Origin of the sequence: Marivita sp. (assembly GCF_048006345.1) — a bacterium.
Lineage (GTDB): Bacteria > Pseudomonadota > Alphaproteobacteria > Rhodobacterales > Rhodobacteraceae > Marivita.
The window spans coordinates 1,838,895-1,852,469 of sequence record NZ_CP180351.1; the positions used below are offsets into that span (position 1 = coordinate 1,838,895).

Below are 13,575 nucleotides of genomic sequence, written 5' to 3' on the forward strand. Positions count from 1 at the left end.
GTTTCATATACGCTTGCCTGAAATGCTATCTGCGACCATTATAAGAGTATAATAAGTCTCTCGGCTTAGCGATCTGACATCCATATCACTGTCAGAGCATAAAATGGAGGTCCGATTGCCCCCGCACTCTGTGGATGATGCGCGACTTCTGAACGACATGGAGCCGCAAAAACCGGAACTCTCATTGGTCTGGCGTGCCGTGGTCGAGGTGGGCGAAGGTATCGACCTTGGACCGGCGCGTGGCGGACACCGTTTTCTTGTACCTATCACCGGGGGCCGCTTTTATGCCGGTCCTGCAGGCGCAGGTCTGAGCGGAACCGTACTCCCCGGCGGAGCGGATCGACAGTTCTTGCGTTCGGATGGGATCAAGGAACTGGACGCGCTCTACGAGATGAAATGCGAGGACGGCACAATCATCACCGTGCGCAATCGCGTGATCGTGGACCCAACCGTCCAGCCCAACCGGTATGCCATGTCGGTGATCGATGCTACGGCGGAGGCTGGGAAATTCGACTGGCTGAATCGCCGAATCCTTTTGGGTACGTTGACTTCGGCACGCCCGGCCCGCGCTTGCGTCGTGATAGGCGCTTGGCTGGCCGCGTGAGTGACGCATTTCGCTCAAGCCTTGCACGGGATTGATGCTTGCTCCCCGTGCCTGTTGATCCTGTTGCCCGAGGCTCATCACGCGTTGGCTCATGTCATCCCAACATTTAATGTGTTTGGTTCAAAAAGGCGAAAGCGGGCACCGAACAGCGGAGCTGTGCTCAGAACACTCGGGTTGTGAAATGCGAAGCGCAGTCACTCAGTCTTTGACAAGACCAAGCACGAAAGCGCGAGGTGATGCGAAATCACGCTAACGAAACGTGAGCGGGCTGTACGCCTACATATCGACCGGCAAGAACACGTCCCGGTATGTGTCGCGAAGAACGTTCTTTTGAACTTTTCCCATTGTATTGCGCGGCAAATCTTCGACTTCGATCAGCTTTCTGGGATGCTTGAAACGTGCAAGTGACGCTTTGCAAGCTTCGCCAATGGCTTCGAGATTTAGAGACGCGCCGTGTTCTGGAACAATCAGACCGAGGACTGTCTCGCCAAAATCTGCGTGCGGGACACCGATGACGGCGCTTTCGAGAACACCCGGTTGTTCGTCGAGGATCAACTCGATCTCTTTGGGATAGATATTATAGCCGCCCGAGATGATAAGGTCCTTGTTCCGTCCAACGATGTGCACATAGCCGTCGTCATCAAGCTTGCCCAAATCACCGGTGATGAAGAACCCGTCCTCGCGCAATTCGGCGGCGGTTTTTTCCGGCATCTGCCAATAGCCCTTGAAGACATTGGGACCGCGGACTTCGATCTGGCCCACGTCGCCATGTGGAAGCGTTTTGCCCGTCGCCGGATCGGTGATCTTGAGCTCCACACCCGGAAGCGGAAAACCAACTGTCCCGGCGCGGCGGTCCCCGTCATACGGGTTGGAGGTGTTCATGTTGGTTTCCGTCATGCCGTAGCGTTCGAGAATGCGGTGCCCCGTGCGCTTTTCGAACTGGACATGGGTTTCCGCCAAAAGCGGCGCGCTGCCGGACACGAAAAGCCGCATATGCGCCGTGAGGTCCTTTGTGAAGCGCGCGTCATCGAGCAGACGTGTGTAGAAGGTGGGCACCCCCATCATCGTGGTCGCCTTCGGCATGAGATCAATCATGGCATCGAGATCGAATTTCGGCAGGAAGATCATCGATCCACCGGTCGCCAGAACGACGTTGGTTGCCACGAAAAGCCCATGCGTGTGGAAGATCGGCAAAGCATGCAGCAGCACATCGTCAGACGTGAATTTCCAGAAGTCGCCCAAGGTCAGCGCGTTCGACAGAAGGTTGTCCTGCGTGAGCATCGCGCCCTTGGACCGGCCCGTCGTGCCGGAGGTGTAGAGGAACGCGGCCAAATCATCGGACGCGCGCGGCACCGTGTCGAACGAGGCAGGCATGCTCGCAGCCTGATCGGTCAGGCTTCCCCCGCCATTGGCGTTCATCGTTTCGAGCCGCGCACCCAGACGATCCGCGATTGCCTTGAGGTCATCGGCACTCTTGTCGTCGCAGACGACACACCGCGCGCCGCTGTTCTCGATGAAATAGGTGACCTCGTCGGCCGTGTAGGCCGTGTTCAGCGGCAGGAAGATGACCCCGGCCTGAACACAGGCAGCATATAGCGCGAGCGCTTCGGGCGATTTCTGCACCTGAACGGCCAACCGATCCCCCGGTTCCAGTCCGATTTCCGTCAGGACATGCGCAAGCCGCGCAGCCTTTTCGAGGAAGTCACTGTGGCTGATCACGGAGCCATCCTGCAGATGCAGGAAGGGCGTCGTCTTGCCCGCGTGAATGCCAAATAGCGAGTCGTAAAGAGGGTTGGGCATGGTTATGCCTCCTCGGTCAGTAATTTCGTGGCATTTGCCGAAAGCGACCGGAAGCCGGAGGACATCGCAACCGTTTGCGAGGTTGCAAAACGTTCGTGGTTTTCGGCCACCTTCTTGAGATCGTAGTGATAGTTCACCATCACACCGAGTGATTGACGCACCCCGTTGGGCGACGTGTCCGCGTTCAGGTGCACATCATGCAGTTGCGCGCCGTTGCCCAAATGAAACCGCGCGACCGGATCCAGCGGCACGCCATCCGGGCGCTTGGCTTCGGCGAGGTAGTGCGCGGCCAGTGCACGCAAGGTTTCGCCGTCTGGCTTGCTTGCTTGCGGGTGCTGTTGCGACAGCCAAGAGGTAAATCCCGGGATAGGCGACAGAGTGATGAAGGTCTTCAGACCGGGAAGCTCGGCTGCCAGATCCGCGGCCACCTGTTTGATCAGCATGTTGCCGAATGAAATACCGGCAAGCCCCGCCTGACAGTTCGAGATGGAGTAGAACACCGCCGTGTCCGCATCCTGTGCAAGCAACACCTCCCGGTTTTCCGAGAGCAAGGCCTGAACCGATCCCGCAATCCCGCGCGTCAACGCGACCTCGACAAAGATCAGCGGCTCATCCGGCATGGCCGGGTGAAAAAATGCAAAGCAGCGCCGATCCTTGGGCTGCAGACGCCGGCGCAGGTCATCCCAGCTGTCGATTGCATGGACAGCTTCGTAGGCGATGATCTTTTCGAGGATGTCTGCGGGACTTTCCCAACTGATCCGCCGCAGAACAAGGAAGCCCCGGTTGAACCAGCTTGCAAAGAGGTGCCGAAAATCGAGATCGAGGGCCTGAAGCGCTTCGTCGCCCCGTGCCAGCCGCAACAGGTCGGCTCGCATCCGGACCAGCGACTTCGTTGCGCCCGGCACCTGGTTCAGACGGCGGATCAACTCCTGCCTCGGCGGTTCGGACGCGGCCATCACCGCGCGATAGGTCGCCTTTGACTGACCTTCGGCCTCATAGGCGTCAAGCGCCGCACGCAGGGCAGATGGGACAATCGCGAGGTTGGTCGCGATGTGCCGGAAGAAGTCCAGCTTTGCGTCGTCGTCCATCTCTCCGTAGCGGTCGATGATCTGCCGCGCGAGGCCCGCACCTGTCACTTCGCCCGCGCCACTGATCAGGTCGGCGACCAGCGCCGTCACCGGTCGGCTGTCTCGGCGCACCGGACCCCAGGGTCTGTACCGCCGCTCGAACACCGTCGAAAGAAGGTCAGCGAAGAGCGTCATATCGCAGGGCCCATGATCAGGTCCGGGAGCCATGTTACAATCCCGGGGAACAGGCACAGCAGAATGATCGCGAGCACCATGCAGCCGACATAGGGCAGCGATCCGACAAGGATGGTCTTGAGCTTGATGTCGGGCGCGATGCCGTTGATGACGTAAAGGTTTAGTCCGACTGGCGGTGAAATCAGGCCGATCTCCATATTGATCGTCAGGATCACCGCGAACCAGATCGGATCGAACCCAGCGGCAAGGATGATAGGCAGCAGGATCGGTGCCGCCATCAGGATCACCGCTACGGGCGGCAGGAAGAAACCCGCGACCAACAGGAAGATGTTGATTGCGAACATGAGCACCCAACGGTTCACATCCAGCGTTCCGATCCATTCGGCGATGGATTGCGTGATGAAAAGCGAGCTGAGCATGTAGCTGAAAACGCCCGCCGCGCCGATGATGAAGAGGATCATCACGGATTCCCGCGTGCTGTCCCGCAGGACAACCCACAGGGCCGTGGGGCTCCACAGCTTGTAGATGATCATCGCGATCAGAAGGCACATCAGGGCACCCACGGCCGCCGTCTCTGACGGCGTCGCGATCCCGCCATACATGGCGTAGAGCACACCGAGGATGATCATGAGAAACGGCAAGACGCGCGGCAGGATCTCGAACTTCTGCCGCCAGGTATAGGGCGTCGCCGTCAGGACAGACGCATCTCCGGACCGCCAGGTCGAGTAAAGCGACCACGCCATGAACAGGGTCACAAGAAGCAGGCCCGGAATAACCCCCGCCAGAAACAGGCGTCCGATAGAGGTTTCGGTCGCGATGCCATAGACGATCATCGTCACGGAGGGCGGGATCAGAATGCCCAGCGTGCCACCTGCGGCAATGGACCCTGCAGCGACCGCATCGGGATAGCCGCGCTTGCGCATCTCGGGGATGCCCATCTTGCCGATGGCGGCACAGGTCGCGGGGCTCGACCCCGACATTGCCGAGAAAAGCGCACAGGCTCCGAGGTTGGAAATCACCAAACCGCCGGGCACGCGGGTCAGCCAACGTTCAAGCGCCTCATAGAGGTCTGCGCCCGCTCTTGTAGAGGCAATGGCGGCGCCCATGATGATGAACATCGGGATCGACAGCAGGGCAAAGGAGTTCAGTTTGCCGAACATGATCTCGGGCAGCAGCTCGAGCGACCGCATGCCGTCGAAGACGATCAGAAAACCGGCGGAGACGATGACCAGACCCAGCGCGACGGACACGCCCGAGAACAGGACCACGATCGTGGCGATGGCGACGAAGGCGCCCAGGACAAGCGGATCCATCAGTTATTCTCCAGTCCGAAAGGTTTGTCGGCACCGATCAGCAGCGCCACGAAATCGGCGATCAGTTGAAGCAGGAACAGGCCGAACCCCACGGGTAGAGCCAGATAAGGTATCCAGAGCCGCACCGCCCAGACTGTTTCGGATTTCCACCCGCGCGACCAGGCAAGGTGCCAGAAGTCATAGGCATACCAGAACATCACGGCGACAACGACGATGGACAGGCCCAGCGTCAGGACAGCGAGCGCGAAGCGCGGACGCGGCGCAAGCGCCAGCGGGATCAGATCGACATTCACATGGCCCCGCATCCGTTGGACGTAAGGCAAGCCGATGAGTGTCGAGGCCACCATAAGGTAGATCACCGCCTCGGTCTGCCAAACGGTCGACTGATTGAGAACGAAGCGCACGAAGATCATCTGGCAGGTGATGAAGACCGAAGTCAGGATCATCGCCGCCGCGGTCCAGCCCGCCATGGTCGAGATGCCGTTCACGATGCGCAGGAAGGGGTTGCCGCCGGTGCGTGCCGGGGCAGCAGAGAGTTGCGTCGCCATGACATCCTCGCGTCAGTTCCGAAACAGGTTCGGGGACGGCGCGGTGCCGTCCCCGGCGGATCACATCACTCGACGGCCAGAGCCATGTCCAGCAGAGCCTGCCCATCCGGCAGCTCTTCGACGAAGGCCTTGAAGGACGTTTCCTTGGCCAAGGCCAGCCACGCATCGAAGTCTTCCTGCGTCATCTCGGCGATTTCCACGTTTGCAGCACGGAATGCCTCGACCGAAGCCGCGTCTTCCTTTTTGGCTTCTTCAAGGTAGAAGGCTTCGGCCTTTTCGGCAGCCGCCATCAGAGCAGCCTGCTGTTCGGAACTCAGGCCGTCGAAGGTGGATTTGTTCATCAGAAGCGGCTGGTACATGAACCAAAGTGCGAATTCGCCTGCGGGCGTATAGCACGCAACCTGTTCGTAAAGGCGGAACGACACGAAGGACGAGGACGACGTGTTGACCGCATCCAGAACGCCCGACTGCATCGCGTTATAGACTTCGGACGAGGCCATCGAGGCGATCGACGCCCCTGCCCCGGCCAGCATCTGCTCGAACGATTTGCCCGCGGCACGGGTCTGAAGGCCTGCAATATCTTCGGGTTTGCGAATGCACTTGTCTTTGGCAGCGAAGCCTCCGGCGAGATAGCCGTGCACCAGCACCATCACGTCGTCTTCGGCCATCTTCTCTTCCAGAGCGGTCATGAAGGGGCTGTCGGACAGGCGCGCAGCGTGGTCGTGGTTCTTCACCAGTCCCGGCATCAGCGTGAGGTTGTAGGCAGGCTGCTGACCACCGGCATAGGACAGCGGCAGCACCGTCATGTCGAGCTGACCGCGCGACAGGGGCGTGTATTGCTCGCGTGCTTTGAACAGCGACTCGGTCGGAAAAATCTTGATATCGAGGTCGACACCGGCTGCGGCGACCTCGTCGGCGACGATCTGCGCAACCTGATGGCGCACGTCCTTGTCGGACCACTGATGGGACAAGCGCAGTTCTGTTGCGTTGGCACTCAGCGCGCCCGCGAACAGAGCAGCGGCAGCCGCTGCGGTGGCGAAAAACTTGTTCATGGAATCCTCCCTAAAACTCCCGATTCTCCTCGGAACCGTGTACCAAGGTATCGGCGGTGTGTTCGAAGTCAATATTTTTGTATACAAGACAAACTATCTTGCATTCTAACTCACTTGTGGATACAGACGAAAACATGGAAAGAAAGCGATCTGACATCATTGCCGACGAGATAGAAGGGCTGATTTTTGACGGCACCCTCGCCGATGGTGAACGACTGGACGAAGTGCAGTTGGCCAGTCGCTTTGACGTATCCCGCACGCCAATTCGCGAAGCATTGCAGCGGCTTGCACAGTCCGGCCTTGTCGAGCAGTTGCCCAGACGCGGCGTGTTTGTGCGCCAACCCGGACCGGTCGAACTGATCGAGATGTTCGAGGTTATGGCCGAATTGGAAGCGGTCTGTGCGAGACTTGCCGCGACACGTATTTCGGACGCCGCTTTGCAAAAGCTGCACGACACAAACGCGCTTTGCGATGCTGCGGTCGAAGCCAATGATGCCAACGGCTATTTCCGCGAAAACGAGCGGTTCCACGCACTGTTGTACCGCCAATCCGGCAACAGCTTCCTCGAGCAGGAATGTTTTCGCCTGCACCGTCGTCTCCAACCGTTCCGGCGATTGCAGCTGCAACTCCGGGGGCGACTGCGGCAATCGATGTCCGAGCATAAGGCGATTGTGGCCGCACTCGAAAACGGGGACGGTGAAACAGCTGCAAATGTGATGCGCGCGCATATCGCCGTTCAGGGCGAAAAGTTTCATCACCTTATGGCCAGCCTCAAACCAGCTGCAGAATAAAGATTTCGGGCCGTGCGCAGCCGTATCGCGACCACGGCAATAGCTGCCTCCTGTCCAACCACTGAAAGAATAAGCTCATGAGCAAGACTTACCGAGCCGTCACACTTCCGAAGTTTGGTGCAGAGCACCTCATGTTGACAGAGCGCACGGTTCCCGATCCAAGTCCAAATGAGATTGTTATTCGGTTAACGTCGGCATCGGTGAATTACCGCGACGTGGTCGTTGTCGACGGGACGTACAGACCCGACATGGCCCTTCCGATTGTCCCGCTCTCCGATGGCTGCGGCGAAGTCGTTTCAATCGGCGACGGCGTGACCCGGTTCAAAGTGGGTGACCGTGCCCTGCCCGTCTACACACGGGGCTGGACGAACGGACGCGCAACACTTGAGCAGCGTACCGCGCGAACGCTCGGTGGCCCCTTCGACGGAGTCGCCCGAGAAATGATCGCAGTATCTGAAGACAATGCGGTGCATGCGCCCTCAACCCTGTCCGATCGCGAGGCCAGCACCCTGCCTATCGCAGCCCTCACAGCGTGGACCACGCTCAAACAAGCGGGCGCACGGCCCGGGCAATGGGTCCTCACAATGGGGACAGGCGGCGTCGCACTTTTTGCTCTGCAATTCGCGAAACTCGCAGGGGCATCCGTCGTGGCATTGACGTCCTCTCAGGAAAAGGCGGATTTGCTGTCCACCCTAGGCGCGGACGCGGTCGTGAATTACCAAGAGACCCCGGATTGGGCCCCCGTCGTTCGGGACATCAGCGGTGGTGGCGTTGATATCGCCATTGAAACCGTGGGCTCCACCCTGCCCCAGACCTTGCAGAGCATGGCCTTTAATGGGTTTGTGGGCGTAATCGGGTTTCTGGGTTCCAAACAGGCACCTGCCGATATCGGCAAACTCATTGGCGGCTGTATTCGTGTGCAGGGGATCGCCACGGGGTCCCGCACCAACCTTGAAGAGGCGATCTCTGCCATCGATGCTCATGGATTGAAGCCAATCCTCGACGAGGCCCGTTTTTCGATGGATCAAGTCGGCGAAGCTCTGAAGCGTCAGGCAAGTCGTGGTCACATCGGCAAGATTACAATAGATCTGTCCTAGGAAGACCATGAAACCACGGGATAATCGGACGTCTCACGGCCACCCACCTCAGAGGTGAATTTTCAATCCATCAAAGCCGATCAGAACGCTCAGTTCCCCGGCATATTCTGAGGTCGCGGCGTCCCAGTCCTCCTTTGTAAAGGTCGGGTCGTCGGAGGGGATCAGATGTGACAAGGCAAGTCGCTTCACCCCGGCTTCCGCCGCGATGCGCGCCGCGTCATGGGCGAATGTGTGGGATCGAAGCCAATGCTCGTAGAGTTTGTCGCTGCCGTTCCCGACCCGCTCAAGAAGCGCCGGCAACGCGGCCTCCAGCATGGCTTCATGCACCAGAAGGTCTGCACCGCGCGCGAAGTCTGACATCGCGTCAAACGGTGCGGTGTCGCCGGAGCACACGACATGGACCTCATTTGTGCGAAACGACAGGGCAAAGCAATCCACGAGTGGCGGGTGGACGGTCCGGATGGCCGAAACGGTGAGGCCGTCCCTTTCAAAGAAGACGCCTTCGGAAATTGGGTGGATCGAGACGAGAGCAGCAAGGTCAGGCCGACCTTCATCCTCGATGCGCAGGTCGATGTCGCATTTCATCGACGCAAGAAAGCCATTCCAACAGGCATCTAGCCCGGGCGGGCCATACACCTCGACCGGGGTTTTCAGACCCGCCACCCACGCCGTGTGAATGAGCGGACCCAGTTCCAGAAAATGGTCCGAATGCAGGTGGGTGATGAAAATCAGGGACAGGTCCTTGAGGGCAAAGCCCTTATCCACCAGCCCTTTCGTCACCCCAAGGCCGCAATCGACGACGATGTCTCGCCCGCCCAAATGATAGAGGTTCGAGGTCGGCATCGACGACCCCGTTCTGATCGCAGGACCACCCTTGGTGCCAAGCAGAACCACGTAATTTTCGGACATACGACTGGCCCTCAGATGGCCGCAAGACCAGCGTCGAGCGCCGAAAGGATCGATGATGCCTCTGCTTCAGTCAGCACCAGCGGCGGCGACAAGATGATGTTCGGACCGGAGATCCGGATCATCGTGCCATGCTGATAGGCCGTTTCCTGAATGATCTGGGTGGCCTCGGCGCCGAGCGGCGTTTTGGTTGCGCGGTCGCTGACCAGCTCGATCGCGGTCATCAGGCCATGTCCACCGCGCACGTCCCCAACGATGCCATATTTGGCTTTCAGGGCCAGACACCCCTCGAAAAGCTGCGTGCCCCGCGCAGCGGCGTTTTCGACCACGTTCAGTCGTTGCGTTTCGGCAAGGCAGGCCAAGGCTGCCGCTGCGCCAACGGGATGACCGGAATAGGTATAGCCGTGGCCGATCTTGGCCGCGGGGTTATTCTCGAACACCTCCTGGACATGTCCGCCGATCATCACCGCCCCATAGGGGAAATAGCCGTTGGTGATCGCCTTGGCGGTCGCCATCATATCGGGCTGAATGCCCCAGAGCCGTGCGCCCGACCATGCCCCGGTGCGCCCGTAGGCAGTGATGACTTCGTCGCTGATCAACAAGATTCCGTGCCGTGTGCAGATCTCTCGTACCATCGGCATAAAGCTTTCATGCGGCGGGATCACCCCTCCGGCACCCAGCACCGGCTCCATGATCATCGCGGCAATGGTGTTCGCCCCCTGAAACGCGATTTCGTCCTCAAGGGCAGCGGCGCAAAGCTGTGCCAGACGCTCGGGGTCGGCTTCGTTGAAGGGATTGCGATACGTATAAGGTGCGGGCAGATGGAAGCAGCCGGGCATCAGCGGTTCATACGCGGTGCGGAAATTGGCGTTGCCGTTGACGCTCGCACCGCCAAAATGGGTGCCGTGATACCCTTTCTTGAGGCTCAGAAACTTGGTTCGGCCCGGTTCGCCCCTCAGCTTGTGGTACTGGCGGGCAAGGCGCAGCGCCGTTTCCACCGAATCCGAACCACCCGAAGTGAAGAAGGCACGCGTCATCCCATCCGGGGCAAAGAACGCGTTCAGTTCATAGGCCAGTTCGATGGCGACATCGTTCGATGAGCCGCGAAAGGTGGAATAATACGGCAAGGTCTCCAACTGCGCCGCGATGGCGTCTTTCACCGGCTGACAGGAATAGCCGAGATTGACATTCCAAAGTCCGCCGACCGCATCAATCACCGCATGCCCGTCCAGATCTGTCAGCCGCACCCCCGTCGCCCCGGTGATGATCTTGGGCGGGTTGTCGAGGCTGTCCTGTGGAGACGTCATGGGGTGCCAGAACAACCGTCCATTGTTTTCCTTGAGGAAGTTTGAGTCTTTCATGAGACGTGCTCCGTTCATCTGGATGTTCAATCAACCTGCAACGCGGCAATCGGCCAATCGTTTGGAATTGGGGTCAAATCCTTGGGGAACCGTCCGCCAAGGGCAATGCTTGCCTGTTCGGCATAGGCCAAAACGGCGACCGCGAAGGGGCGCAGGTTTTCGGGCGTGACGCGGATTGACGGAATGGCGACGGAAAGCGAGCCGACGATCCGTCCACCCGGACCAAAGAGCGGCGCGCCGACCGAGCTTACCCCATCGTCGAACGCCGCAGTCAGGGTTGCAACACCGTAGCTTCGGGCGTCCTTAAGCGCGCGGCGCAGCACGTCCGGGTCGGTGATGGTGCTGTCCGTGAAACGGGTCAATTCGCCGGAGAGGAACTGCTCCTGGAATTCTTTGGAGCTGAAGGCGAGTGCGGCGAGCCCCGACGAGGTGGCGTGCAGCGGCAACATCTCGGCGATGTCGAAATGCACCTGCACGCCATGGACGCAGGGGTCGGCATGAACCAACGGCGACATTGCATTACTTTGCAACAGACTTGCATGCGCAAGTTCGCCGACCTTCTGAGAGAGTTCGACGACGATGCGAGACAGGATCTTGCGCGTCGGAAAGAGAGTCTCGCGCAAGGCCGCCAGACGCAAGACCGCGGGCCCCAGCCGATAGGCGCGGCTTTCAGAATCCTGTTCGAGATAGCCGTTCTCGGCCAATTCGGTCAGGTGCCGATGGACCGTTGCCTTGTCCCGCCCCGACAGACGCACGAATTCACCAAGCCCGATCTCCGGCTGGGTGGCGGAAAACAGATTGAGAAGGTCCAGAGCCTTGGTGATCGTTCCCATTTCAGCGCCTCGCTTGCTCAAAAAACCTTGCGACCTCAGAGGCGAACACACGACCATCCGCAGTCTGACCAACGAGAGATGCGCGGGCGGCCTCGGTAACCTCTGGTCCTACGTAGCTCGCGTATTCCGAGACCAGATCGGTAAAGAAGTCGGGCGACATCTCGGGATGGTGCTGGATGGTAAAGACGGTCGTGCCGATGGAAAATCCCGCGATCGGGCAACCTGGGCTTTCGAAGATCCGTTTGGCGTGTTTCGGCAACGTATCGACCTGCTCGACATGTGACCCATAGAGCCGCAATCTCTGGTCTGGACTGGACCACGGCGTGTCGCCCACGCGGATCACATCGAGCAGACCATGAGCCCAGCCATCGGGGTTGCGGATCACTTGAGACCCAAGCGCCTTGGCGATGATCTGGTGCCCAAAGCAAGCACCGAAGAGCGGCTTGCCCTCCGCCACCACACCCCGCAGCATGACTTGCAACTGCTCGATCCACGGTTCTGCATCATTGACCGAGGCCGGACTGCCGGTGACCATGATCCCGTCGAAGACCGACAGATCCTCAGGGAAGTCTCCTTTGCAGACCCAGAATGCCTCCACCGTCCATTCTGGGCGCACCTCTGCAATCAGCGCTGCGAATTTCGCATCGTCTAGGGGCCGTGCCTTGGCAAAGTCGCTGAAATCGGTGTTCGTGACGAGGGTGGCCAGCTTCATGTCAGATAAACCAGACGTAGAAATCGAGAAGCGCGTCATGCTCCATGTCGCGGGTCTTGCGGAATTCGCGTTCTTTCATGAAAGCGTGGTTCTCCACCAGTTGGCGCCCGACCGCATCCACAAGCGCGCGGTCAGCCTCGAGATCCCGGATCGCGGCCCGCAGGTTTTGGGCCGTGCCGACCTTTGCGTCCACTTTGTCAAAGCCGTCTCCGGTCTCCATTGGGGGCAGTGACAGCTTTGCCTCGAAGCCGAGCCGGGCGGCTTGCAGAACGGCGGCAGCGGCGGTGTAGGGGTTCGCGCTGGCGTCGGCCATGCGGTGTTCCAACCGCGCCTTTTTCCCGCCTTCGCCGGACACCCGCGTGGTCACGCCCCGATGATCACCGCCCCAGTTCTGCCAGTAGCCTGACATGGAAGATGGCTGCAGGCGGTTATAGGACCCGGTCGTGGGTGCAATCAGCCCAGCCAGACCCTTGTGGTGATGCACCAAACCCGCAAGACACCCCCGCGACAGGTCGTTCAGGTGCTCCGGTCCGCCTTTTTCGCCGGTGGCCAGTGCGTTCTGGCCCGCAGCATCCCAGAACGAAAAATTGATATGCATGCCCGATCCACCTGCCATGGAGATCGGCTTTGGCAAGAAGGTCAGCACCACACCGTGATCCAGTGCGATCTCACGCGCCATCTGGCGGAACAGGACAACGTCATCGACCGCGGCCAGCGCATCGTCGAAGCTGAGCGTGTATTCAAACTGCGGGCTGTCATATTCAGCAGTGATCAGGTCCAGCTTGAAGCCCACCTCGTGGGCCTTGTTCCAGATGACGTCATTGATCCGCATCGGATCGGCAAAGGGGCCGGTGCCATACACCACACCGCCGGGCGCATCATAGGGGCGCAGGCGTCCGTCTTCACCGCCCTGAAGGGCATAGGCCTCAAGCTCGATCCCAAGTTTGGGTGTCAGCCCGTGCGCCTGCCAATCCGCGATGGCGCGTTTCAGTGCCCCTCGGGGACACAGCGGCAAGGGCGCGCCGTCATTGTCATACAAGTCCCCAAGGACAACCGACGTGTTCGGCTCCCAACCCGAGCGGATATCAGCGCCATTCCAGCGCAGTTCCATGTCGGGCGCTCCATCGCGCGCGCCCGCATGCGGCGCATCCAGCAAAAGGTCACGGTCGTAATGCACGGCAAACGTGGCACGCGAAAAACGGCTGGAACCATCGCCGATCTTGCTTTTGGGCAGGTACTTGCCCCGGCCAATTGACAGGTGATCGAAGAATAGAGCGCGAAGTCGGTCGGACATGG

Annotated in this window: 13 protein-coding genes; 3 read left to right on the forward strand and 10 right to left on the reverse strand. The window is 59.7% G+C overall.

Features of this window, described 5'->3' with window-relative positions:
* Positions 1–115: 115 nt before the first annotated feature.
* Entirely contained in the window at positions 116–604 is a 489-nt protein-coding gene (locus ACMVPR_RS09150; protein WP_416882606.1) for a DUF3237 domain-containing protein, read from the forward strand.
* Positions 605–880: 276 nt separating this feature from the next.
* Here the strand turns inward: ACMVPR_RS09150 and ACMVPR_RS09155 are convergent, their stop codons facing one another.
* The 5 genes from ACMVPR_RS09155 to dctP all read right to left on the reverse strand — a co-directional run bounded on the left by ACMVPR_RS09155 (position 881) and on the right by dctP (position 6,579).
* On the reverse strand, positions 881–2,404 hold the full coding sequence (locus ACMVPR_RS09155) for a malonate--CoA ligase (protein ID WP_416882607.1): 1,524 nt from the start codon (positions 2,402–2,404) through the stop codon (positions 881–883).
* A gap of 2 nt (positions 2,405–2,406) precedes the next feature.
* Entirely contained in the window at positions 2,407–3,666 is a 1,260-nt protein-coding gene (locus tag ACMVPR_RS09160; protein WP_416884643.1) for a malonyl-CoA decarboxylase, read from the reverse strand.
* Complete coding sequence (locus tag ACMVPR_RS09165; RefSeq protein WP_416882608.1) at positions 3,663–4,979, reverse strand: TRAP transporter large permease; 1,317 nt, start codon at positions 4,977–4,979, stop codon at positions 3,663–3,665. Before ACMVPR_RS09165 ends, ACMVPR_RS09160 begins: the two co-directional genes overlap by 4 nt.
* Positions 4,979–5,527: a TRAP transporter small permease gene (locus ACMVPR_RS09170; RefSeq protein WP_416882609.1), complete on the reverse strand. Its 549-nt coding sequence runs from the start codon at positions 5,525–5,527 to the stop codon at positions 4,979–4,981. The genes ACMVPR_RS09165 and ACMVPR_RS09170 overlap by 1 nt, the downstream gene beginning before the upstream one ends.
* Positions 5,528–5,592: 65 nt before the next feature.
* Complete coding sequence (dctP, locus tag ACMVPR_RS09175) at positions 5,593–6,579, reverse strand: TRAP transporter substrate-binding protein DctP (RefSeq protein ID WP_416882610.1); 987 nt, start codon at positions 6,577–6,579, stop codon at positions 5,593–5,595.
* 134 nt (positions 6,580–6,713) lie between these two features.
* Between dctP and ACMVPR_RS09180 the strand changes: the two genes are divergently transcribed.
* Both ACMVPR_RS09180 and ACMVPR_RS09185 read left to right on the forward strand, forming a co-directional pair.
* Positions 6,714–7,370: a GntR family transcriptional regulator gene (locus ACMVPR_RS09180; protein WP_292266447.1), complete on the forward strand. Its 657-nt coding sequence runs from the start codon at positions 6,714–6,716 to the stop codon at positions 7,368–7,370.
* Positions 7,371–7,447: 77 nt separating this feature from the next.
* Positions 7,448–8,467: a zinc-dependent alcohol dehydrogenase family protein gene (locus tag ACMVPR_RS09185; protein WP_416882611.1), complete on the forward strand. Its 1,020-nt coding sequence runs from the start codon at positions 7,448–7,450 to the stop codon at positions 8,465–8,467.
* A 48-nt stretch (positions 8,468–8,515) separates the two neighbouring features.
* Here the strand turns inward: ACMVPR_RS09185 and ACMVPR_RS09190 are convergent, their stop codons facing one another.
* From ACMVPR_RS09190 to ACMVPR_RS09210, 5 genes are read right to left on the reverse strand one after another with little or no spacing between them, the layout of a single operon-like run.
* The gene (locus tag ACMVPR_RS09190) at positions 8,516–9,376 is read right to left on the reverse strand and encodes an MBL fold metallo-hydrolase (protein ID WP_416882612.1); all 861 of its coding nucleotides are present in this window, start codon (positions 9,374–9,376) and stop codon (positions 8,516–8,518) included.
* An 11-nt stretch (positions 9,377–9,387) separates the two neighbouring features.
* On the reverse strand, positions 9,388–10,734 hold the full coding sequence (locus tag ACMVPR_RS09195; RefSeq protein ID WP_416882613.1) for an aminotransferase class III-fold pyridoxal phosphate-dependent enzyme: 1,347 nt from the start codon (positions 10,732–10,734) through the stop codon (positions 9,388–9,390).
* A gap of 26 nt (positions 10,735–10,760) precedes the next feature.
* Entirely contained in the window at positions 10,761–11,567 is an 807-nt protein-coding gene (locus tag ACMVPR_RS09200) for an IclR family transcriptional regulator (protein ID WP_416882614.1), read from the reverse strand.
* Between the two features lies 1 nt (position 11,568).
* Positions 11,569–12,279 carry a type 1 glutamine amidotransferase gene (locus ACMVPR_RS09205; RefSeq protein WP_416882615.1) on the reverse strand — a complete coding sequence of 237 codons (711 nt, stop codon included), beginning with the start codon at positions 12,277–12,279 and terminating at the stop codon, positions 11,569–11,571.
* A 1-nt stretch (position 12,280) separates the two neighbouring features.
* Positions 12,281–13,573: a glutamine synthetase gene (locus ACMVPR_RS09210; RefSeq protein ID WP_416882616.1), complete on the reverse strand. Its 1,293-nt coding sequence runs from the start codon at positions 13,571–13,573 to the stop codon at positions 12,281–12,283.
* Between the last annotated feature and the right edge of the window lie 2 nt (positions 13,574–13,575).